At 70.2% G+C, this 24,396-nt stretch carries 11 protein-coding genes; 9 read left to right on the forward strand and 2 right to left on the reverse strand.

What is annotated here, in order from left to right; genetic code table 11:
* Window positions 1-5: 5 nt before the first annotated feature.
* On the forward strand, window positions 6-3,263 hold the full coding sequence (locus tag KS03_RS09215; protein ID WP_012733783.1) for a non-ribosomal peptide synthetase: 3,258 nt from the start codon (window positions 6-8) through the stop codon (window positions 3,261-3,263).
* Window positions 3,263-6,472 (forward strand): non-ribosomal peptide synthetase, encoded by a 3,210-nt coding sequence (locus KS03_RS09220; protein ID WP_045678751.1) that lies wholly within the window; start codon window positions 3,263-3,265, stop codon window positions 6,470-6,472. The genes KS03_RS09215 and KS03_RS09220 overlap by 1 nt, the downstream gene beginning before the upstream one ends.
* On the opposite strand, the gene KS03_RS31180 is transcribed toward KS03_RS09220, so the two are convergent.
* Window positions 6,416-6,685, reverse strand: coding sequence for a hypothetical protein (locus tag KS03_RS31180; RefSeq protein WP_127913905.1), 270 nt, complete (start codon window positions 6,683-6,685; stop codon window positions 6,416-6,418). The genes KS03_RS09220 and KS03_RS31180 overlap by 57 nt on opposite strands.
* On the opposite strand from KS03_RS31180, the gene KS03_RS09225 reads away from it, so the two are divergent.
* Genes KS03_RS09225 through KS03_RS09250 form a run of 6 tightly spaced genes read left to right on the forward strand, consistent with a single transcriptional unit; the run spans window position 6,662 to window position 22,991 of the window.
* On the forward strand, window positions 6,662-17,356 hold the full coding sequence (locus KS03_RS09225) for a hybrid non-ribosomal peptide synthetase/type I polyketide synthase (RefSeq protein ID WP_045678752.1): 10,695 nt from the start codon (window positions 6,662-6,664) through the stop codon (window positions 17,354-17,356). The genes KS03_RS31180 and KS03_RS09225 overlap by 24 nt on opposite strands.
* Window positions 17,349-18,944 (forward strand): MBL fold metallo-hydrolase, encoded by a 1,596-nt coding sequence (locus tag KS03_RS09230; protein ID WP_012733781.1) that lies wholly within the window; start codon window positions 17,349-17,351, stop codon window positions 18,942-18,944. The genes KS03_RS09225 and KS03_RS09230 overlap by 8 nt, the downstream gene beginning before the upstream one ends.
* A 50-nt stretch (window positions 18,945-18,994) precedes the next feature.
* Window positions 18,995-20,407 (forward strand): serine hydrolase domain-containing protein, encoded by a 1,413-nt coding sequence (locus tag KS03_RS09235; protein WP_012733780.1) that lies wholly within the window; start codon window positions 18,995-18,997, stop codon window positions 20,405-20,407.
* 6 nt (window positions 20,408-20,413) lie between these two features.
* Entirely contained in the window at window positions 20,414-20,860 is a 447-nt protein-coding gene (locus KS03_RS09240; protein WP_012733779.1) for a GNAT family N-acetyltransferase, read from the forward strand.
* Window positions 20,857-22,167 (forward strand): MFS transporter, encoded by a 1,311-nt coding sequence (locus tag KS03_RS09245; protein WP_012733778.1) that lies wholly within the window; start codon window positions 20,857-20,859, stop codon window positions 22,165-22,167. Before KS03_RS09240 ends, KS03_RS09245 begins: the two co-directional genes overlap by 4 nt.
* Window positions 22,164-22,991 carry an aspartyl/asparaginyl beta-hydroxylase domain-containing protein gene (locus KS03_RS09250; protein WP_012733777.1) on the forward strand — a complete coding sequence of 276 codons (828 nt, stop codon included), beginning with the start codon at window positions 22,164-22,166 and terminating at the stop codon, window positions 22,989-22,991. Before KS03_RS09245 ends, KS03_RS09250 begins: the two co-directional genes overlap by 4 nt.
* Here KS03_RS09250 and KS03_RS31185 read toward each other — a convergent pair.
* Window positions 22,988-23,437 (reverse strand): hypothetical protein, encoded by a 450-nt coding sequence (locus KS03_RS31185; RefSeq protein ID WP_127913906.1) that lies wholly within the window; start codon window positions 23,435-23,437, stop codon window positions 22,988-22,990. The two genes, KS03_RS09250 and KS03_RS31185, sit on opposite strands and share 4 nt — an antisense overlap.
* Window positions 23,438-23,945: 508 nt before the next feature.
* Here KS03_RS31185 and KS03_RS09255 point away from each other — a divergent pair.
* On the forward strand, window positions 23,946-24,365 hold the full coding sequence (locus KS03_RS09255; protein WP_232252154.1) for a DUF1842 domain-containing protein: 420 nt from the start codon (window positions 23,946-23,948) through the stop codon (window positions 24,363-24,365).
* Window positions 24,366-24,396 lie beyond the last annotated feature (31 nt).

Genomic DNA, 24,396 nt, shown 5'->3' on the forward strand with positions numbered 1-24,396 from the left:
CAATCATGTCCACGACTCCGCTCTCCGCATATCAGTACCGCTTCTGGCTCGAATGGCGACTCGCACCGCATTCGGCCGCCTACACCACCGCGCTCGTCTACCGCCTGATCGGGCCGCTCCGTCGCGACGCCCTGCAGCAGGCGCTCGAGGCCTTCGTTCACGAGCACGACGAAGGCTGCCGCAGCGTGTTCCGCGACGACGGCGGCGATCCCGTGCGGATCGTCCATCCGCGTATCGAGGTCGATCTCGAGTATCGCGACGCGCGTGGTGACGGTCCCGCCCAGCCGGCGCTCGACGCGGCCGCACGCGACGCATGGATTGCCGAGCGCGCCGCCACCGTGTTCGCGCTCGACCGCGCGCCGCTGTTCCGTTTCTCGCTGCTGCGCGAGGACGACGCCACGCATCGTCTGGTGCTGGCCTTCCCTCACATCATTTCCGACGCGTTCTCGGCGCGCTACATCAATGCGCGCCTGAGCGCGCTGTACAACCACGCGCTCGGCGCGGGCCCGGCGCCGGATCGCACGCATCGGGATCTCGACGGCTTTCTCGCGCTCGAGGCCGAGTATCGCGCCTCGGGCGCCCGGCAGGCCGATCTCGACTACTGGCTCGCGCTGCTGGGCGAGGCGCCGCTCGGCGTCGATCTGCCTGCCCCGGAAACGGCCGAGGCTGGCGCCCGCGATTGCATTCATCGGATGCATTTCGATGCCACCGTCGCGCAGGCCCTGAAGGCGTGTGCCAAGGCCAACCGCTCGACGCCGTTCCTGCTGCTCTCGAGCCTGTTCGCGATCGCGCTGGCGCGCTGGCTGGACCTGCCGGAGCTGGTGCTGTCCTACCCCGTCAACCTGCGCTCGCCGGGCTTCGAGCAAACCAGCGGCTGCTTCGTCAACAACCTGCCGATGCCTATCGCGCTGCGGGACGACGACAGCTTCCGCGACGTGTTCGCGCGCACAACCGCCCAGCGCGCCGCGAGCCGGCGCCGCCAACGCCTTGCGCTGACCGACCTGGTCGCGGCGCTGCGCCGCCGCCGCACGCTCGCCGACGAGCCGATATTCAACGTCGGCATCACCGAGGCGTTCTTCACCCAGTCCTCACCGCTCGATTTCCGGCAAGTAGCCTCCGAATTGCTGCCGGCGGCGGCAACCGAGCGACCGCTCGATCTGAACTTCGCTTATCAGCTCACGCCCGACGGACTCCACGTCAACCTCGAGCACGACACGCGCCATCTGTCGCCGGCACGCATCGCGGCCTTTGCGGCCCGCTTCGAACGCCTGTTGGCAGCCTGCCTCGCCGATGACACGCAGGCCGTGCATGCCGTGGCGCTGCTCGGTGCGGAGGAACGCGAGCGGCTCTCGCGTTTCTGGCACGGCCCGGCGCGCGCGCTCGACGACAGCCATTGGTACGCCCGCTTCGCCGCGCAATGCGCCGCCAGCCCCGACGCGATCGCCGTCGAGGCCGGCGAGACCCGGCTGAGCTACCGCGAGCTGGACGCGTCGAGCGCACGGCTGGCCGGCGCGCTGGCCGCGCGCGGCGTCGTGGCGGGCAGCCGCGTGGGCCTCTGCTGCGAGCGCTCGCCGGAGATGGTGCTCGCCATCGTCGCCGTGCTGCGCTGCGGCGCCGCCTACATCCCGCTCGATCCGGAAGCGCCGCCCGAGCGCGTATCGCGCATCGTCGCCGACGCCAGCCCCGTGCTGCTACTGACGCAGCGCCGGCTCGCCCCACGCTTGCCTGCGGCCACCGTACCGCAGCTGTTGCTCGACGACGCGGCCTGGCGCGAGGCCGCACCGCTGCCGCCGCAAGCGATCCCGCCCGAGGCGATCGCCTACGTGATCTATACCTCCGGCTCGACCGGCATGCCCAAGGGCGTCGCCAACACGCATCGCGCACTGCTCAACCGGCTCGACTGGCAGAACACGCTGCTGCGCGGCGGCATCACCGCGCGCACGTTGCAGAAGACCCCCTATACGTTCGACGTGTCGGTCTGGGAACTGCTCTGGCCCCTGCTAAACGGCGCCGCGCTGGTGGTCGCGCCGCCGGGCCTGCACCGCGATCCGACCGGGCTCGCCAGCCTGATGCGCGAGGCCGGGGTGGCAGTCGCGCACTTCGTGCCCTCGATGCTGAACGCCTTTCTCGACGTCATGCCGGGCCGGCAGTTGCCCGATCTCGCGCTGGTCATCTGCAGCGGCGAGGCCCTGCTCGCAGAGCAGGCCGAGCGCTTCCGGCGCCTGCTGCCCGGCACGCGGCTGGTCAACCTGTACGGACCGACCGAGGCCGCCATTGACGTCAGTGCCTGGCCCTGCGAGAGCGCCACGCCGGCAGGACGCGCCGGCATACCGATCGGCCGGCCGATCGACAACGTCTCGCTGTACGTGCTGGACTCGCGGCTCTCGCCCTGCCCGCCCGGCCAGCGCGGCGAACTGTACATCGGCGGCGCGGCGCTGGCGGCGGGCTATCTGGGCCGTCCCGACCTAACCGCCGCCAGTTTCGTGCCGGACCCGCTCAGCGACCGCCCCGGCGCCCGCATGTACCGCACCGGCGACATCGCCATGTTCGGAGAGCACGGCGAACTGCACTATCTCGGCCGCCGCGACGAGCAGGTCAAACTCAACGGCAACCGCATCGAGCTGCGCGAGATCGAGGCTTGCCTGCTCGCGCTGCCAGGCGTCGCGCAGTGTGCCGTGGTGCCGGTTGCCGTCAACGGCCGCATCAGGCATCTGCACGGCTTCGTCGAACCGGCCGCCGGCGGGCAGCGCTGGGCCGAGGGCGAACTCGAGGACTGGCTCGCGAGCCGCCTGCCCGAGGTCATGCGGCCCGCGCGCATCGAGGTGGTGGAGCGCATCGCGCTGCTAACGGCCGGCAAGATCGACCGCAAGCGGCTGCGCCAGCAAGCCCAGGCCGCACTCGAGCGCACCGCGTCGACCTCGCTCGCACGCCCCAAGACTGCATTCCAGCGCGATATCGCCACCGAGTGGTCGGCCGTGCTGGAAACCGGCGAGATCGGCGCGGACGAAAACTTCTTCATGCTGGGCGGCAGCTCGGTGCAGGCGATCCAACTGATTGGCCGGCTCAACCGCCGCTTCGGCCTGCTTCTGACGCCGGCCATGCTGTTCAACGCGCCGCAGCTCGACCGATTCAGTGCTCAGGTGCTGGCCGAACTGGGGCGGCATGCACAGCGCGAGGGAACGCTCGCCGCACTGCTCGACGGCCTCGGCCCCGAGGACATGGACGAATTACTCAAATTGTTTGAAGCGAGGGAGCTGGCTTGATGTCTAACAAGGAATCCATCGAAAACAAGCGCCGCAAGCTGCTCGAGGCGTTCAGCAAGCAAGACGGCGGCGCGGCGCGCGAAGCGATCACGCGCCGGCCCCGGCCGGCCGACGTGCCGGCCTCGGCGGAACAGCAGCGGCTGTGGGTGCAGATGGCCATCAACGGCGGCAGCGGCCAGTTCCACGTGCCGCACGTGCTCGAGATCGTCGGGCAGCTCGACCAAGACCTGCTGGCCGCTGCGCTCGGCGACGTGATCGAACGCCACGAGGCGCTGCGCACGCGCTTCGAGGATCGCGACGGCCGCCTGTTCCAGGTGGTGCTTGCGCCGCAGACGCCGTCGATCCCGGTGCGGCTGCATCTGGCCGACATCGACGACGAGTCGCTGTCCAAGGCGATCGCGGCCGAGATTGCCGAGCCGTTCGATACGCTGCGCGGGCCGCTGCTGCGCGTCACGCTGCATCGTTGCGGCGATGCGCGGCAGATCCTGGTACTGACAGCGCATCACCTGATCATCGACGGCTGGTCGCTCGACATCGTGATGGCGGATTGGTGGGCGGCCTATGCCGCACGACGCGCGGGCCATGCGCCCGCCGCCGCGGGCGACTCGCAGGCGCCGCAATACGCGGACTACGCACGGTGGCAGCAGGCGCGGGCCGAGGCCGGTCACGACGACGACCGGGCCGCGCTGGACCATTGGAAGACGGCCCTGACGGGCGCCGCCACGCTCGACCTACCGTTCGCGCTGCCGCGCCCCGCGCGGCGCGGCTACCAGGGCGAGCTGAACTTCGTCGCGATCCCGGCCGAGGTACGCAGCGCCGCCGAGGGACTGGCGCGCCGTGCCGGAACCACGCTGTTTACGGTGATGCTGGCCGCCTGGCGGCGCCTGCTGGCCGACTGCGCGGATCAAGACGATTTTTGCATCGGCACCACGGCCGCGAACCGTGTGCAACCCGGCAGCGAGCGCATCGTCGGCTTCTTCGCCAACCTGCTCGCGCTGCGCACGCCCTGCCACGGTGCCTCGAGCTTCGCGGCGCTGGTGGCCAGGGAGCACGAGACGGTCGCCTGCGCGCTGCGCCATCAGGCGGTCTCGTTCGATCGCGTGGCCGAGCATGTCGGCGCCCCACGCGACGCCGCGCGCAGCCCCCTGTTCCAAATCAATTTCGTTTTGCAGAACGGCCCGGACGCAGACGCGCCGCCCGGGCCTTGCGGGCTCTCGACGACACTGCGGGAGGATCTCTATCCTTATGCCCAGTTCGATCTGACGCTGTTCGCCAGGTGCGAGGGCAATGCCGTGAACTGCTGCCTGGTATCGCGCGCCGATCTGTTCGAGGCCGCCGATGCCGCCAGGCTCGCCGACGCCTATGTGCGCTATCTCACGGTGCTGTGCGCGCAGCCCGACGACGCGATGGGCGAGCTGCCGCGTCATGACCCGCTGCTCGAACGCTGGCAGCATCACCCGCTGGCAGCGGCGCTGCCGGCCTCGATCGGCGCGCAGATCGACGCGCTGGCGCGCCAGGACCCGCAGCGCGTCGCGCTGCGCCAGGGCGGCCAGCAGCTCGACTACGCCACGCTCAACGCGCGCGCCAACCGCCTGGCCGCCCATCTGCGTGAGCTCGGCATAGCGCCGGGATCGAACCTCGGCCTCTGCCTCGAACCCGGCATCGAGATGATCGTCGCCATGCTGGCAACGCTCAACGCCGGCTGCGCTTACGTGCCCCTCGACAGCCGCTATCCGGCCGAGCGCCTGCAATTGCTGATCGAGGACTGCCAGGCAAGCGTCATCCTCACGCGCGAGGCCGTGCTCGATCGCACCGACGTGCTGCGCGACGGCTACCTGAACCTGGTCGTGCTCGACGAGCACGAGGACGACATCGCCGCCTGCGATGCGGGCTTCGTGCCCGTCGACGTGGCTGCGCAGCGCCCCGCCTACCTGATGTACACGTCGGGCACCACCGACCGCCCCAAAGGCGTGATCGTGCCGCAGCAGGCGATTCTGCGACTCGCCTTTCAGCCCGCCTATCTCGAGGTTCGGCCGGACGACGTGTTTCTGCAGTTCGCCCCCACCGCCTTCGATGCCTCCACCTTCGAGATCTGGACCGCCCTGCTCAACGGCGCCTGCCTGGTGGTGCCCGCCACGCGCGACGGCTCGCTGGACCAGCTCGGGCCGCTTTTGCTAGAAGCCGGCGTGACGATCCTGTGGCTGACCAGCGGCCTGTTCTCGGCGATGGTCGACCATGCGCCCGACGCGCTGCGCGGGCTGCGCTACCTGGTCTGCGGCGGCGACGTGCTGTCGCTGCCGCACGTGGAGCGCGCGCGCGCCCTGCTAGCGAACGGCCGGGTCGTCAACGGCTATGGCCCGACCGAAACCACCACCTTCGCGACCACCTGGACCATTCCGGATGCTCCGGCGCGGGGCCGCCCCGTGCCGATCGGCCGGCCGATCCAGGGCACCTCGGTCTACGTGCTCGGCCGCTCCCTCGAGCAGCTGCCGGTCGGCGCGGCCGGCAACCTCTACATCGCCGGCCCGGGGCTCGCGCACGGATACGCGAACCGCCCGGACCTGACGGCCGCCGCCTTCATACCGGACCCCTACGGACCGCCCGGCTCGCGCATGTATGACAGCGGCGACATCGCCCGCTGGGGCCACGACGGCGCGCTGCACTACCTGGGGCGCCGCGACCGCCAGATCAAGCTGCGCGGCTACCGCATCGAGCCGGCCGAAATCGAGGCCGCGCTCGCGGCCTGCAGCGGCGTCCAGGCCGCCGTGGTCACGGCCGAGACCAGCGAGCAGGGCGACCGGCAGCTGGTAGGCTGGTGGACCGCCGAGCCGAGCGGCGCGGCGCCGGACGAGGCGAGCCTGCGCCGCCAGTTGAAGACCGTCCTGCCCGACCACATGGTGCCGGCGCGCCTGCACTGCGTGCCGCACATTCCGCTGACCGCGAACGGCAAGGTCGACCGCGTCGCGCTCGCCGCCCTGCAGCCGATCGAGCCGGCGTCGGCCGCGGCAGCCGGGCCGACCCGCCTCGGGATGAACGAGGTCGAGCGCAAGCTGCACGCGCTGTGGCGCGACATCCTCGGCCGCGACGATCTCGGCCTCGACGACAGCTTCTTCGACCTGGGCGGCGACTCCCTGCTGGCAATCCGGCTGAAGTCATTGGCCCAGCGCGCAGGGCTGGAATTCGACGTGCAGGATCTGTTCGCGCACTAAACGCTGCGCGCCCTCGCCGAACACATCGGCGCCGCGGCCGGCAAGGCGGGCAAACAATCCACCGGGGACGCCCCGGCCGCGATCGGTGCCGCGGCACCGTCCGGCCGGCCGCTGCTCGGCGAGGCCGATCGCGCCAGACTGCCGGAAGGCGTCGACTATGCCTATCCGCTGAGCCGGCTGCAGCTCGGCATGCTCTATCAAAGCGCTCGCCACGCCCGCTCCAGCGTCTACCACGACGTGATCGGCTACGAGATCGCCTATCCCTGCCATACCGGCCATCTCGAACGGGTACTCGAATCCCTGGCGCTGCGCCACCCGTCTCTGCGCACCGTGTTGCGCTTGGACGGCTTCAGCGTGCCGCTGCAACTGGTGATGCGAGATGCGCGGATCCCCTTGTCGGTCACCGACCTCGGCACGCTGGACGGCGAACGACAGGCGCGGCAGATCGCGGCCTTCATGGACGAGGAGCGCTTCGCGGCCTTCGATCCGGCGGACGCGCCGCTGTTCCGCTGCTTCGTGTTCCGGCTCTCGGACACGCGGTTCAAGCTGGTCTGGAGCTTCCATCACGCCATCATCGACGGCTGGAGCGAGGCCGCGCTGACCACCGAGTTCCTGAGCCTCTACGTTTGCCTGCTGGCCGGCGGCACGCTCGTCGAGGCCCCGATGGAAACCGGCCATCGCGAATTCGTCGCGCTCGAGCGCGACGCGCTCGACGACCCGGCCCAGCGCGAGTTCTGGCGCAGCTCGCTGGCAGGCGCGCGCACCCTGTCGCTGCGGCGCGCCCCGCTTGACACCGAGCAGTCCGCCGGTGCCGGGGAGCAGGTGAGCTACGAGGCGGTGCCGGTATCGGCAGAACTGGAAGCGGCGCTGCGCGCGCTGGCGCACGACGCCAACGTGCCGCTCAAGAGCGTGCTGCTCGCCGCGCATCTGCGCGCGTTGCAGGCGCTGACCGGGCGGCGCGACGTGCTCAGCGCGATGGTCACCCACGTGCGCCCCGAAAACGGTTGCGCCGAGCAGGCGGTCGGGCTGTTCCTGAATTCGGTCCCGGTGCGCGCCGCGCTCGACGCCGATGCGCCGGCGGCGGCGCAGGCGCGCGAGGTGTTCGCGATCGAGTCGGAGATCTTCCGGCATCGCTTCTACCCCTCGCAGCAGATCGGTCAGGACAACGACTGGCTCAGCTTCGGCGAAGTCCTGTTCAACTTCACCAGTTTCCACGTCTTGCGTGAACTCGGCGAGGCCGACGTGGCGATGCTGATGAACCGCGACGGCCATGCCGTCAACAGCTTCCCGGTGCAGATCGACTTTTCCATTTCACCGAGCGACCAGCGGCTGCGCTGCATCGTCGGCTATCGCGCCGACCTGCTACGCCAGCAAGACGCGCTCGACATCGCCCATGCCCACGGCGTGGCGCTGGCGCGCCTGGCAGGCTTGCCCGCCGGCGGCTGGCTGCTGCCATCGACCGAGGCCCTGCTGGACGAGTGGGCGCGGCCGAAGCCGGGCCTGGCGGTACGCGGCAGCGTCGGCGAGCGGCTGCTCGCGCGCGCCCAGGCAAGGCCCGAGGCGATCGCCCTGATCGACGATGCCGGCGTCACGCTCACCTATGCCGCGCTGCGGGAGCGCTGCGAGACGCGCGCGGCCGCGCTCGCCTCGCTTGGCGTCAGCCACGGCGCGGTGGTCGCCGTCTGCGCGGAGCGCTCGGCCGCCATGCTCGAGACCGTGCTCGCGGTGTTGCGGCTCGGCGCCGTGTACTTGCCGCTCGACCCCGCGCTGCCCGAGGCCCGCCACCGCTTCATGATCGACGATGCGCGACCGGTGGCGATCCTCGGCGATGCGGCCGCGCCGGCTTGGCTGCAGGCCGGCGGCACACGCTTCGCGGCACTCTCCGGGTTGGCGTCGGCACCGACTGGCATCGCCCTGCCGGACCCGGCCACGGTACGCCCCGAGGATGCCGGCTACATCCTCTATACCTCCGGCTCGACCGGCACGCCCAAGGGCGTGCTGTGCCGGCAGGAGGGCGTCCTGGCGCTGTTCGAGGACCTCGCGCGCAGTTGGCCGCTCGGCCCGGGCGATCGCGTGCTGTGGAAGACCGCTCAGTCCTTCGACGTGTCGCTGACCGAAATGCTGTGGCCGCTGATGGCCGGCGCGGCGATCGTGATCGCGCGGCCCGGCGGCCAATACGACCCGCGTTACCTGCAGGACCTGATCGTGCGGGAACGCGTGACGGTGGTGAATTTCGTGCCCTCGATGCTGCATCTGTTCCTGCAGACCCTCGACGGCAGCCGGCCGACCCCGCTGCGCGCCATCTACGCGGCCGGCGAACCGCTGCTGCCGGCCAGCGTCGAGCTGGCCGCGCGCGTGCTGCCCGACACCCTGCTCTTCAATGCCTACGGCCCGACCGAAGCCAGCATTTATGCAACGATCTGGCCATGCGCGCCCGGCACGGTGCGCATCGGCCGTGCCGTCGGCGAGATCGGCACGCATATCCTCGGCGAGGGCCTGGCGCGCCTGCCGATCGGTGCGACCGGCGAACTCTGCCTGGCGGGTCGCGCGCTCGCCACCGGCTACCTGAATCGCCCCGAGCTGAACGCGGAACGCTTCGTGCCCAACCCTTACGCGAGCGGCGAGACCGACCGCCTGCTCTACCGTACCGGCGACCTGGCGCGCTTCGACCGGCACGGCGACATCGAATTCGTCGGCCGCGACGATACGCAGTTGAAGGTTCGCGGCTTTCGCATCGAGACCGGCGAGGTGGAATCGGTGCTCGGCAGCCATCCTGCCGTGGCCCGCGTGGCGGTGCTGGCCCGCAGCACCGCTAGCGGCACGATCCTGTGCGCGTTCGTCGAAACCACGCGCGAGCTGGCCGAGCGCGAACTGAAGGCGCACGCGCAGGCCACCCTGGCGCCGTACATGGTTCCCGACCGGATACTGATGCTGGACACCATGCCGATGATGGCCAGCGGCAAAATCGACCGGCGCAGCCTGGAAGCCATGCCGCTCGACGACGCGCGGGCGGCGACTCGTGCGGACGACAGCGCGGCGCCGCCGCCGCGCCGGCTCGACAGCGTACAGGCCGGCATCGCCGCGATCTGGCGCGACGTACTCGGCCTCGAGCAGATCGATCCCGATGCCAACTTCTTCGAGATCGGCGGCCATTCGCTTGCGCTGATCCAGTGCCAGGCGCGGCTGCGCAGCGAATTCGGGCGCGAGGTCGAGATCGGCCAGCTATTCCGCCACACCACGGTGCGCTCACTGGCGGCCTGGCTGCATGGCCCTGCCGCCCCCGCCGCCGATGCCGCCGATGCCGCCGATGCCGCGGCCGAGGCGGCAGCGGCCGATCGCGAACCTGCCGCGCCGCGACGGGATGGACACGATGTTGCGATCATCGGCATGAGCGCAACCGTCTCGGGGGCCGAGGATATCGAGGCGTTCTGGCGCATGCTGATGGCCGGCGAAGACGGCATCACGCGGCTCGACGACGCGCGGCTGCGCGCGCTCGGCGCACCTGCCGACCTGCTGGAGAACCCACGCTTCGTCGCCGCGCGTGGCCTGATCGCCGACCATGAGGGCTTCGACGCCGCCTTCTTCGGCTATACGCCGCGCGAGGCCGAAGTGCTCGATCCGCAGCAGCGCAAGCTGATGGAGGAAAGCCATCGCGCCCTCGAGGACGCCGGCTACGGCGATGCCTCGCGGCCGCGCGAGGTGGGAGTCTACGTCGGCCGCGGCGCAAGCCAGTATCTGGCCAACCACGTGCTCGGCAATCGCGCCGCGCTGGCCGCGCTCGGCCTCTACCAGATCAACGCCCTGAACCAGCCGGCCACGCAGATCGCCTACCGGCTCAACCTGACGGGTCCGGCGATCACGCTCGACACCGCCTGCTCGACCTCGCTGGTGGCCTTGCACATGGCCGCGCGCGCGGTCGCCTCGGGCGAGTGCGAGATGGCGCTCGCGGGCGCCGCGTCGTTCAGCGTCGACGGGCTGCCCGGCTATCTGCACAGTAGCGGCGGCATCTTCTCGGCGGACGGTCATTGCCGCGCCTTCGACGCCGCCGCCAGCGGCACCGTCGAGGGAAGCGGCGCCGGCGCCGTGGTGCTGAAGCGTCTCGACCACGCCTTGCGCGACGGCGATCACGTCCATGCCGTGCTCAAGGGCTCGGCGCTCAACAACGACGGGCGCGACAAGGCCGGCTATACCGCGCCGAGCCCGGCAGGCCAGGCCAGAGTGATCCGCGCCGCGCTCGCCGACGCCCAGGTCGCGCCGGCCACGGTCGCCTACATCGAGACGCACGGCACCGGCACCGTGCTCGGCGACCCCATCGAGATGGCCGCGCTGCGCGAGACCTACGGTGCCCATCCCGCCCCGGCTCCGCGCGTACTGGGCGCGGTCAAGACCAGCATCGGCCATCTCGACAGCGCGGCCGGTCTGGCCGGCGTCGTCAAGGCCGCGCTGGCACTGCAGCACGGCACGATCCCTGGCACCCTCCATTTCGAGACGCCGAATCCGCTGCTCGAACTCGACGAGTCGGCCTTCCGCCTGCAGGCCGAGCCGCTCGACTGGCCGGCCGGCGCGGGCGGTCCGCGGCGCGCGGCGGTCAGCGCGTTCGGCATCGGCGGCACCAACGCGCACGTGATTCTCGAGGCGCCGCCGCCGGCGCGGGCGGCCAGCGCGTCGGCCCTGCCCGCCCATTGCCTGCGCTTGTCGGCCGCCACGCCCGAGGCGCTGCGGGCCGCCGCCGGACGGCTTTCGCGAGCGCTGCGCCGCCATCCCGAGTGGCCCCTGGCCGATGTGGCATACACGCTGCAAATCGGGCGTCAGGATCATGCGCACCGTGCTTTCGTGGCGGCCGCTTCGCACGACGAGGCCTGCGCGGCGCTCGACGATCCGTCGATGCGCATCCTGGCGAGCGGCGCGCGCGACCGCCCGGTGGTGTTCCTGTTCAGCGGACAGGGCGCGCAGTTCCAGGGCATGGCGCGCCAGCTCCATCGCGAACTGCCCGTGTTCCGCGCCGCGCTCGACGACGTGTGCGCGGGCTTCGCGCGGCATGCCGGTCTCGCGCTCGCGCCCGCCCTGCTGGGCGAGGACGGCGGCGAGATACGCGATACCGCGCTGGTGCAGCCGCTGATGTTCGCGTTCGAGTACGCGCTGTTCCGCGCCTGGGAGGCCCTGGGCGTGACGCCCGACTATCTGCTTGGCCATAGTCTCGGCGAGCTGGTCGCGGCCTGCGTGGCCGGCGTGTTCTCGGTCGACGATGCCATCCGGCTGGTCGCCGGACGCGCTGCCGCGATGCAGGCGCAGGCGCCGGGCGCGATGCTTGCCGTCTCGCTGACGGAATCCGAGCTTCTGGCGCGCCTGCCGGCCACGCTCGCGTTGGCCGCCGTGAATGGGCCGATGCAAGCCGTGGTGTCGGGTCCGCTCGAGGACATCGAGGCGTTCTCGGCGCGCTTGCGGGCCGACGGCGTGGCCAACGCGCGGCTCGCCGCCTCGCACGCCTTCCACTCGCCGATGATGGCACCGGCCGCCGAGACGGTACGCGAGCTGGCGGCTTCGATGACGCTCGCCGCGCCAGCCGTGCCGCTGGTCTCGAACCTCAGCGGCGAGCTGCTGGACGCAGCGCGGGCCACGGACCCGGGCTACTGGGCCGCGCAAGTGCTCGGCACGGTGCGCTTCTCGGCCGGGGTACGCACGCTCGCCGCGCTGGGCGACGCAGTCTGGGTCGAGATCGGCCCACGCGACGTGCTGGCCGCCCTGGTGCGCGCGCATCGCTGCGCCGGCGCCGATGCGGTGCTGGCCGGCAGCAGCGGCCGCCGCCCCCTCACGGCCGCGGCGCTCGCCGAGCTGCACGGCCGGCTGTGGATGGCGGGCGCGCGGCTCGCGCGGCGCGACGCCTATGCAGGCGAGCGGCGCCAGCGCCTGCCGCTGCCCGGCTACGCGTTCGCCCGCACGCGCCACTGGCTGCCGGCGCAATCCGCGGCGGGCGACGCGGGCGAGACCGCGCCGCCGGCGCGCACGGACCGCGTCGAAACCGTCGCCGCGACGCCGGCAGCATCAGGCACGGCCTTGCTGGCCGAAGCGCCGGGCGCCGCGAGCGACTCCCTGGGCGACACCGTCACGCGCATCTGGACCGAGTGCTTCGGCTACCAACAGATCGCGCCGAACGCCAATTTCTTCGAGCTCGGCGGTGATTCGCTGCTGGCCACCCGCGTGCTGTCGCGGGTCCACGAACGCACCGGGCGCGAGGTGTCGATCGCCGCCTTCTTCAACGCGCCGACCATCGCGGGGCTGGTGGCCGCACTGGAAACGCCGACGCCGCCGGTTGGCGACGAGCCGGCGCCGGAGCGTGCAGCGGCCGACGCCGCCGCGCCGGTTGCCGATGCGCCTGCCGCGCTGCCGCGCCGCGCGACCATGTCGTTCCAGCAACGCAGGCTGTGGACCCTGGAGCAGCTGGGCTTCGGCGGCGTGGTGTTCCATCTGCCGCAATGCCTGCATCTGCGCGGCCCGCTCGACCGGGCGGCGCTGCAACGCGCGCTCGAGGCGCTGGTGGCAAGGCACCCGGCGCTGCGCACGTCCTTCCATGCCGCAGACGACGGCGTGCAGCAGGTTCATCCGAAGGTCGAATTCACGCTGCAGCGGCTGGCATTCAGCGGCGGCCCGGCTAAGGAAGCACGCGCCTTCGTGTCCCGCCAGCTCGCCGACCTGCTCGACGAGCCGTTCGACCTGGCGCGGCCGCCGTTGATGCGCGCTCGCCTGCTCGAACTCGCGCCGAACCATGCCTGCCTGCTGCTGGTGTTCCATCACATCGTGGTCGACGGCTGGTCGTTCCGGCTGATCGCCGAGGATCTCGCGATGCTGTATCGCGAGCTGAGCGAAGGTCGCGAGCCGGCGCTGGCTGCGCCCGCCCGGGACTACGCGGACTACAGCATCGAGCAGGCCGCTCGCCATGCCGCCGGCAAGATGGCAGGGCACGAGGCCTATTGGGCGCACTTGGCAGGCGCGCCCGTCCTCGAGCTCGGCGACATGCCGCGCCTGCCCGGCACGAGCGGCGAGTGCGAGATGCGCGCGGTAGCGGTGGACGCCAGGCGTTCGCAGGACGTGGAGGCGCTGGCGCGGCGACTCAACACCACCTCCTACGTGGTGCTGCTGTCCGCGTTCCTGCTCACGCTGGCGCGCCGCACCGGGCAGCACGACCTGGTGGTCGGCACGCCGGTGGCGAACCGCGGCGACAGCCGCACCGAGCGGCTGGTCGGCTTCTTCGTCAACATGCTAGCGCTGCGCGTGGAGGTTGCCGAGCCGCTGAGCGCGCTGGCCTGGATCGGCCGGGTGCGCGACTGCGTGATGAATGCGCAGGCCCACCAGGATTATCCGTTCGAGAAACTGGTCGAACGTCACGCGGGCGCCCGCGATGCGTCTCTCACGCCGCTATTCCAGGTGGTGTTCTCGATGCAGGAGCCGCCGACGCGCGCGATCCGCATCGGCGAGCTGGAGGTGGCGCATGAAAGCACCCCCGAAACGCATACCGAGTACGACCTGACGATGAATCTCCATCGCGACGGCGACGCCTATGCCGGCATGCTGCTGGCACGCGAGGGCGTATTCGCGGCGGGCGCGCTCGACGATCTGCGCGAGCGCTTCGAGGAGGCGCTCGATGCGCTGCTCGGCGGCACCCACGATACGCCACTGGCCCGTCACGACGTGCTGTCGCCGGCTCGCACCGAAGCCTGGCTCGCCGCCGCCGGCGATGCCGCCGAACCGGCCGGCGCGGCCGTCGACCTGCGCAGCATGCTGCAGAGCACGCTGCACGCGGCGCACGAGGCCCCGGCCGTGATCTGCGCGGCGGGCACGCTCAGTTATGCGCAGTTGCATGCCCGCGTCGAACGGATCGCCGCCGCCCTCCACGCGCGCGGCATCGGCCAAGGCCGGCGCGTGGCCTTGCGCCTGCCGTCCGGACTGAGCGCGCTGCTCGCCCTGCTGGGCGTGATACGCGCCGGAGCCGCCAGCCTGCCGCTCGATCCGGCCGCGCCGGCCGCGCGCCAGCAGGCGATCCTCGCGCAGGCGCGACCAGGGCTGCTGATCCACGATGGCTCGGGGCCGTCCGACTGGGACGGCTGCCCTGCGCTCGGTCTCGACGCATTGCTCGACGAGGGCGCCGCGCTCGAGGCCGCGCCGCGCGAGCCGATCGCCCCCGGGCAGCTCGCCTATACGCTGTTTACTTCGGGATCGACCGGCCAGCCGAAAGGCGTCGACGTCGGCCATCGGGCGATCGCGCTCCGGATCCAGGCCCTGCGTCAAGCCTATGGCCTGCACGCGGGCGACCGCGTCCTGCAGTTCGCCTCGCCCGTCTTCGACGTGTCGCTCGAGGAAATGCTCACGACCCTGCATGCCGGCGCCTGCCTGCTGCTGATCGACCGCAAGGCCTGGCCGACCTTCGCGGCCTTCGGCACGCTGCTGGAAGCGCAGCGCGCGACCGTGCTGAATCTACCCGCCTCCTTCTGGCGCGAGTGGGTGCGCGCGCTGCGCGACGGCGAAGCGCGCCTGCCCGCGCACTTGCGGCTGGTCGTGACCGGCAGCGAGTCGGTGCCGCTGGAGGCCGTGCGCGACTGGCGCGCGCTCGTGCACGGCCGCGTGGCCCTGCTGAACGCCTACGGCCTGACCGAGAGCGTTATCACGTCGGTGGTCTACGCGATCCCCGCCGCAGCCACGGACGGCGAGCGCGAGGTGCCGATCGGCAAGCCGCTGCCCGGCGCGCGCGCCTATGTCCTCGACGAGGCGCTGCGGCCGGTTCCGCCGTTCGGCCGCGGCCAGCTCTGGCTCGGCGGCGACTCGCTGGCCGACGGATACCCGGGCCGCCCCGATCTGACCGCCGAGGCGTTCTTGCCCGACCCGTTCTCGGCCCGGCCGGGTGCACGCATGTACCGCACCGGCGACCTGGTACGCCGCGACGCCCAGGGCTCGCTCGTCTACCTGGGCCGCGCCGATCGGCAGATCAAGCTGCGCGGCATACGCATCGACCTGACCGAGATCGAGGCACTCCTGAATGCGCAGGCCGGTATCCGCGAAGCGGCGGTACGCGTCGCGACGGCTGGCGATCCGGTACGCATCGAGGCCTTCGTCGTGGTCGACGCGGCGGCCGGCGCCGAGCCCAGTCCCCAGGCAATCCAGCGCCGGCTGCGCGCGAGCATGCCGGCCCATCTGGTGCCGCAGGCGATCGCGGTGGTGCCGGCCCTGCCGAAGACTGCCGGCGACAAGCTCGACCGGCAGCGGCTGGCGAGCATGCCGAGCCCGGCGGACGGGGGCGCGCCCGGCTGCGCCGCCGTCGACGCGGGAGCGGCGCACGCGCTGCTCGCGGCGCTGCGCGAGGTGCTCGACACCGGCCCGATCGGCCTCGACGACAATTACTTCTCGTTGGGCGGCGATTCGATCCTGGTGCTGCGGGTGGTCGCGCGCCTGAATCGGGCTGGCTGGCAAGTCGATCCGCAGGCCTTCTTCTCCTGCCCCACGCTCGCCGAACTGGCCGCCTGCTTGGTGCCGCTCGCCGCCGGCAGCCGCGACGAGGCGCCCGCCTCCTTTCCGCTGACGCCTTATCAGCGACGTGTGCTGCAACGCGAGACGCCCCAGCACTGGAACCGCGCCCTGCTGGTGCAAACACCGCAGGCACTCGATCCGGAAGCGCTGCGCGACGCCTTGCGCGCGCTGCTCGAGCTCCATCCCGGCCTGCGCTGCCGCATCGACCCCGACACGCGCAGCGCCCACGTGACAGCCCTGGAGGACTGCGACCTGGCGCGCTGCTTCGGCAGCCATGACCTGCAGCAGCTGGACGCCAGCGCCGCGGCAAGCTTCATCGCCGAGCACAGCACCGCGCTGCAGGCCGGGTTCCGCTTCGAACAAGGCCCCTTGCTGCGCATCGCCCACTACCGGCTCGCCGAGCGCGGCGACCGGCTGCTGCTGCTGGCGCACGGGCTGATCGCCGACAGCCACGCCTGGAGCGTGCTGCTCGACGACTACACACGGGCCTATGGGCAGCGCGCGGCCGGCAGCCGGATCACGCTGGCCGCCACGCCGTGCACGGCGCTCGCAGCGAGCCTGCGCGAACTCGACGCAAAGCTGGAAGCGGCGCGGCGCGACGGCGCGGTGGACGCCTATTTCGCCACGCTCTCCTCCAACCTCCCGCTGCCGCGCGAGCGCCACGGCCTCAATCTCGAGTCGAGCCAGCGGGTGGTGCGCGAGCGCCTGAGCGGCGCTGCCGCGCGCCTGCTGCTTCGGGCCGTACCGCGGCAGCTGGGGGTGAAGGCCGCTACCGTGGTGCTGGCCAGCGCGGCCCGGGCGCTGACCGGCTGGGCCGGCGGCGCGGTATGCGCCGACGTGGGCCACCACGGCCGCGACTGGTTCGGGGCCGACCTGCCGCTGGAGCGTTGCATCGGCTGCTTCGTCTGCGACCTGCCGGTGCGGCTGCCGCACCAGTCCGGCACGCTCGACGAGGCGGCCCTGCGGGTCTGGCAAACGCGTTTCGACGCGATTCCGCTGGCCGCGCTAGGCGGCGACGGGCTGACCATGCCGGCGCACGCGAAGGCCGATGCCTGGCAACGCACCATTCGGCCCGAGGTCAGCCTCGACTTCGTCTCCGCCACCGCTGGCCGAGCCACCTCGCAATTCTCGGCCGCGCCGGAGGCGATCGGTCCCGAACGCTGCGCCACGGACACGCGCTCACACCTGCTGAACCTGGTCTGCGTCGTCGGCGAGGCAGAGATCACCTTCGAGTGCCGCTACAGCAATGCGATCCATACCCCCGAGACCGCCGCGCGGCTGCTGCGCGCCTGGCACGACCAGGTCGGCGAGGTGCTGGCACGCGTGGCCAACGACTCCCCCAGCCTTATCGAACACGATCATGACTGACACCAGCCCGATCTATCTGAAACCGAACGTCGTCTTCGAACCGCTGATCAACCAGTGGTACGCCTGGACCTTCTTGCTGCAGCCGGCCACCTGCGCGCTGGTCACGAAGCAGGTCCATCTGCGCATCATGGAGTCCTTTGTGCGCGCCCCCGAGGTGCACCGCCGCTCCGCGAAGAAAATGGCAGGCGGCCGCTTCCTCGACGCCGGCAAGGAGCAGGTGCCGGCCGTCGAAGCCCTGATCCGCGCCACGCGCGACGGCGCGGCACCTCTGCTGGCGCTCGCCGACGCCCTGCAGGAACTGGACGAACTCGTCGCCGCCGACGCAGCGGGCGACACGCTCACGCCGCTTTACGAGCGCGTGCCGGCTGCGCTCAAGGGCATGGTCGAGCTCGGCTACGACCTGCGCGGACGCGCCTCCTACCGCCTGTTCGAGCGCCTGCTCTACGACAGCGTCGACTATCTGGAGCCCTTGCAGAGCATGAACGGCTTTCTCGCCACCAGCGGCGAGCGCAGCTTCATGCTCAGCACACCGCGCCTGCCCGGTGAGGGCATGGTGCAGATCCGCCTGCCGTTCCGCGATCCGCTCTACGACGAGCTGTTCGCCGCGCGCCGCCATGGCGCCGACCCGCACCTCATCGATCGGCTGCTCGCCCACACCGATGGCGGCGAGCCGTGCCGGGCGACGCTGGCCTCCTGGTTCACCGACACGGCGCCGGCCAGCCGTGCACCGTCGGCCCCGAACGCGCTGCGCGTGCGCTACTTCAACCACGCCACGGTGCTGGTGGAGACCGGCGAATTCACGTTGATGACCGATCCGATCGTCGGCTATCCGCTCGGCGAGAGCGCCGATCCCTTCACCTTCGCGGACCTGCCCGAGCACATCGACTACGTGCTGCTGACGCACAATCACCAGGATCACATCGTGCTCGAGAGCCTGCTGCAGCTGCGCCACAAGATCGGCACGCTGATCGTGCCGCGCAGCCACGGCGGATTCCTGCAGGATCCCTCGATCAAGCTCGCGCTCGAGTCCTGCGGCTTCGAGCGCGTGATCGAAGTGGGCGAGATGGACAGCGTGGCGGTGCCGGGCGGCGAAATCGTGGCGCTGCCCTTCCTCGGCGAGCACGGCGACCTGCATATCGCCGCGAAGGCCGCGTTCGCCTTGAAGCTCGGCGAGCGCAGCATGTTGTTCGCAGCCGATTCGAACAATCTGCAGCCGGAGATGTACCAGCGCATCGCACGCCGCATCGGCCGCATCGACACGCTGTTCATCGGCATGGAGTGCGCCGGCGCGCCGATGTCCTGGCTCTACGGTGCGCTGCTGAACCAGCCGCTGGCCTATCGCTTCGACCAGAACCGGCGGCTCAACGGCTCGGACTGCGAGCGCGCCTGGCCGCTGGTCGAGCACTTCGCGCCGCGCCAGGTGTTCGTCTACGCCATGGGCGCCGAGCCCTGGCTGAAGTTCATCTCGAGTATCGAGTACGACGCCGATGCGCTGCCGATCGTCGAATCGGACAAGCTGATCGCGCGCTGTCGCGAGCGCGACATCGAGTCGGAACGCCTTTATCTGAAAAAAGACATCATCCTCTGAGCCCGCATCGCCACCCGGCGAATCCGTATTTGCGACACAGGAAACCTCCCTTGAGATCAGATCACCCTCCTCCTCGCGCCGCCCGTTCCGGGCGCTACCTGCTTGCCGCACTGGCGCTGCTCCTGCTCGCGGCGGGCGGCGTGCTGTATTGGCTGCTGCCCGCCGCAACCGGCTACGCCTCGCACTACCTCTGCGTGCGCGTGCTCGCCGGCGGCGAGGCCGACCCGCAGACGGTGTTCGAACGCGAAGTCAAGCCGATCAACCCGCTGTTCCGCTTGGTCACCTACCGCATCGACCGCGACACCGCGACGGCCAGCGCGGCCGGCCTCGGCCTGCTGCGCAAGACCGTGGCCCTCTACCGCCCCGGCCTGGGCTGCACCGTGAGCCCCGCCACCGATCTCGACGCCTTGCGCGCGCAAGGCCAGGGCCTCGGCCTGCCCGCTGCAAGCGATCCCGAAACGCCTGGCGCGGCCGAACCGCCTGCCCTGGCAAAGGTGCTGGACCGGGCGCTCGCCGAACCGGGGCCGAAGTCCTTACGCAACACCTTGGCCGTGGTGGTGCGCCAGCACGGGGCGATCGTCGGAGAGCGCTACGCGCCGGGCGTCGGCACCGAAACCCCGCTGCTCGGCTGGTCCATGACGAAGACCGTGACCGGCCTGCTGGCCGGCACGCTGGTGGCGGACGGCAAGCTCTCGCTGGACCAAACGGACCTGATGCCGGAATGGTCGGCCCCCGACGATCCGCGCCGCTCGATCCAGCTACGCAACCTGCTGCAATGGAACAGCGGCCTGGATTATCACGAGGGTTATCTGCCCGGCTCGGACACCACGACGATGCTCTACCAGAGCGCCGACATGGCGCACTTCGTGGCCAGCCGCCCGCTCGCGCAACCGCCGGGGCACCAAGTCGACTACCAAAGTGGCGGCAGCGTGCTGGTGGCGAACATCGCCGCGCGCGCCCTATCATCGCGGCCGCTAGCCATCGTGCCGTTCGCGCGCGCGCGCTTGTTCGCGCCGCTCGGGATTCATACCGCGATGCTCGAGCCCGATGCGGCCGGCACCCTGGTCGGCGGCAGCTACATGCTCGCGTCGGCCCGCGACTGGTCGAAGATCGGCCAGCTGATTCTTCAGCATGGCGAATGGCGGGGCCGGCGCATCGTCGACGCGGACTGGATCCGCTTTATGTCCACGCCACAGACCGCGCTCGGCGACAGCCAGCACGGCGCGCATCTGTGGCTCAATGCGGGCCTCGCCGGAGAACGTCGCTTCCCTTCGCTGCCCGAGGACCTGACGATGCTCGACGGCTTCAATTATCAACTGGTGGTGATCGTGCCGTCATGCCAAGCGGTGATCACCAGGCTCGGCGCGACGGTCGATCGAAGCTGGAATACCGAGACCTTCGTCCACGACGTGATGGCGAGCCTGCCCGGGTGCACGCCGCCGCTCAAAACGGCCATGAGGTAAGTAGCGATGCGATCCTTGCAAATACGTGCCGCCAACCCGGCCGACCTGCCCGCCCTGCGCGAGCTGTTCCTGCACACTCGCCGCGAGACCTTCGTCTGGCAAGCCGCCGAGGCCTTCGCGCTGGACGACTTCGACGCCCAGACCCGCGACGAACTTCTGCTGCTGGCCGAGGACGAAACCGGCAGGCTGCTGGGCTTCGTCTCGGTCTGGGAGCCCACCGACTTCATCCACCACCTGTTCGTCGCCGCCGGCCACCTGCGTAACGGCGTCGGCCGTGCCCTGCTCAATGCGCTGCCAGGCTGGCCGGGCAGGCGCTATCAGCTCAAGTGCCTGAGCCGCAACCACGCCGCGCTGGCCTTTTATCGCGCCTGCGGATTCAGCGAGGCGGGCTCGGGCAGCGGCCCGGAGGGCGATTACTTGCTGCTCGAATCCGGCGGCAAGGTAACGCCATGAACGTGCACCTGCGCTACTGCCTCCAGCAGGCCATGCTGTGGGGCGCCTTTGGCCTGGTGTTGCCGGTCGTCACGCTGTTCCTGCTGCGCAGCCGGTTCAGCCTGTTCGAAATCGGGCTGTACGCCGCGCTGTTCAGCCTCTCGACCATCGCTTGCGAGCTGCCGTTCGGCGCGCTTGCCGACCGCGTGGGGCGGATCCGCACCTACCGCGCCTCGCTGATGATGAACTGCGTGGGCTGCCTGCTGATGCTGGCCTTCAGCCAAAAGCCGATGCTGTATCTGGCCGCCGCGAGCTTCGGCGTTGCTCGCGCGATGAGCTCGGGCACCATCGACGCGTGGTATGTCGAACTGCTGCGCAACAGCGGCGACACGCGCGGCGTGCCCTACCGCCTCGGCTTCGCCGAACTGGCGGGCGCGCTGGGCCTGGCCGGCATGTCCCTGATCGGCGGCATGCTGCCGGACTGGATCGGCGTGCTGCTGTTCGACAACCCGTATCGCGTGGGCCTGGCCTTCGCGGGCACGCTGTTCCTGGCGCTGGTCGCCGTCACGCCCCGCTTCTTTCCCGAGCCGGAGCATCGACCGCTCTCGGTCGAGCCGCCTTCGGCCCGGCCGCGACGGCTGCTCGCCGATCTGCGCGAGCTGGTCGTGTTCGCCGCGAAGCGGGGCGCGGTGCGGCCGCTGATCCTGCTCTGCATGCTGTTGGGCGGGGTCGTTTCGGTGCTGGAGAGCTACTGGCCGGTGGTGCTGAAAACACTGGTGCCCGAGCACGGCACGACCTGGGCCTTCGGCCTGTTCCTGACCTTGATGCTGGTGATCAAGGGCGCGGGAGGCTGGGCCGCCTATCGCGTGATGCAGTGGTGCGAGCGAAGGCCTGGGCTGGCTATCACCCTGCCGTTCGCGGGGCTGGCGGCCAGCCTCGTGCTGACGCGCTGGATCGGCCATGTCGCCACGCTCGGCCTCCTGCTCGCGGCGGCCTCTCTGTGCCTGGGCATCGCGGGCGTGGTGGTCAATGCGGTGATGCACCATCGCACCCCCGACAGCCTGCGCTCGCGCGCGCTGTCCTTCTTCTCGCTGGTGTTTCAACTGGGCAGCATGATCGCCTCGATCCTGCTCGGCTATCTGATCGGGCAGTGGGGCGTCCTGCCGGTCTGGAGCGCCGTGGGCCTGGTCATTGCACTGGCCACCGCCTACAGCCTTTCGATCGGCAACTGGTCGACCGAGCCCGCCAGCGATATCGCCGCGCAAAGGCTATTGACCGCCGCGCCGTCCCCATCCTTTCACCAGTCACATCCAGGAGAACCGGAGTGAATCAGGAAATCGAAATTCCCATTCGCGATACGCTCGACGCACTCGAGGCCGAATACGGCAAGCCGGCGCTGGCGCGCGTGTTCGAATTCGTGGGAATCAACACCGGACAGCTTGCGCTGCCCGAACTGCCGCCCTACCAGCGGCCCCAACTGTTCTATTTCCCCGGCCTCGACGGTAAGCCCTGGTACGAGGCGAGCGATTACGAAGAACTGCGGGCCTTCACCTCGATCCTCGAGGCCGAGATCGACATGCTGCGCGACGAGTATCTCGCCCAGGTGAGGCCCTCGATGCTGCTTCCATACGAGGAGCAGGTTGCCGGCCGATTCGATCATATCGGCCGGGCCGATTGGGGGACCTTCGATTTCCGGCGCAAGAGCCAACGCGAGGTCGAGGAAAACTGCCGGCGCTGCCCAGGCACCGCCGCCCTCATGCATCGGGTGGAGACCTACCTCAATCCGGGTGGTGCGTTCATCTTCTCGGTGATCCAGGGCGGCACGAAAATCCCGCCGCATTCCGATTCAACCAACATCAAGCTGACCTGCCAGCTTCCGCTGCTGGTACCGCCTGGCTCGCGGCTCCGAGTCGGTGCCGAGACCCGCGGCTGGCCCGAAGGGCGCGCGATCCTGTTCGACGATACCTTCGAGCACGAGAGCTGGAACGACAGCGATCAGCCGCGCGTCTGCCTGCTCGTCGATATCTGGCACCCCGGGCTGACGCAGGCCGAGCGGGCCGCCATCACACGCCTGCATGCGGTAATCGCGCAACACGCCGGCCCGGCGTTCACGCCGCCCTGGGCAACGGGCGTCGCACCCGCGCGAAGCTAGTCGGCGCGAGCGGGAACGCCTGCCGCGCGAGCGCCGCGGCAGGCGGCGCGCTGGCCGCCCGCCACTTCGGCGTGGGCGATTTCTCGGCCTCGAACGGCGCGCACAAGGTCGGATCGGCTGCCCGCATCGGGCCAGGCGCCGATGCTGGAGCCCCCTCCGGTACTGACGCGCGCATCGGTCTGGCAGGCCGCCGCGACGGGCAGGCACGGCGCGGGCAGCCGGCTCGCGGCCGTGTCGCCGGGCCGCAAGCGCATCGATTCCGGCAAGCTCTGGGCACGGTCGAGCGGAAACCGATGCCGGCGGCCACGTGAAATACTCAGTCGGAGCATGGGCCGCGATTGCGCGAGTGCCGCTGCGGCGGCATGAAAACCGCGGCGCTCGCCAATCGAGCAATCAAGCCGGCGCCCCACCAGAAACCATTCCGTCATTTCGTTACCGAATTCCAAATCCGCGAATCACGCCGCTTCACCGGAACCGCTTTCCATTGCCTTGCAACCGTGATGCGTTGCATCAAAAACCACCGCCACCGGCCATCGTCCTGCCCATGCGGTCCCGCCGCGATCGGTCGTCCCAGCCGCTAAATCGCCGCGCTCCCGTCGCTGCGGCCAACCCTTTCCCGGCGCCGCCTTGCCAGGCAAGGCCGGCGCCGCCGCGTGCCGTGGCCGCCGTCCGACGCGGCGCCTGGCTGTCGAACGTCATTTCATTTACTTAATATCAAAACATCGCATTGAGGCAGCATGAGATGCATAGCCTGATATGCATCGAAACATATTCGGCCAGCACCAATCCAAAGCATTATTTCCGATATCCTTTGTTTTAATAAAAAATATCGAACCCTTAAATTATCGATGGATTTTATAAAATCCCCATGCTATTTTTTTCACCATCCTCAATAACAAGAGGATGCCGAAACAAAATGATAGCCATTTCTAACCACTTAATATGGGGCACATCATGTCGGAATTCCACCCGTTCAATCACGCCGGCACCTTCTCGATCGGCACGCCGAATCTGGCCGGCGGCCGGCGGCTGCAAGTGTTTCTCTCGGTGCCGCAAGGGACCAACAGCGTGTCCGGCTACGGCACGCTGACGCAGGCGACCAATCCGCCGCTGCACATCGAATCCGCATTCCATGGCTCCGTATATTCGCTGGGCCTGGCCAGCGGCCAGCAGGTCTACGCATTGCAGGGCACGGCCGTGCCGGCGATCCCGGGCGCGCCGCACGTGACGGAACTGGTGATCACGCTCGACAGCACCTGGAGCAAGACCGGCAAGGCTGCCTACAAGTACGTGGTCGGCAGCCAGTTCGAGGAAGCCACGGACCAGCCCGTCACGGTCCAGTGGCTGCTGCAGAACGGCGAGCGCGCGGCCTGAGGCAGCGTCGTCACGCCGGCGTGACGGCCGG

The organism is Burkholderia glumae LMG 2196 = ATCC 33617, from assembly GCF_000960995.1.
In the GTDB taxonomy this organism is placed as follows: domain Bacteria; phylum Pseudomonadota; class Gammaproteobacteria; order Burkholderiales; family Burkholderiaceae; genus Burkholderia; species Burkholderia glumae.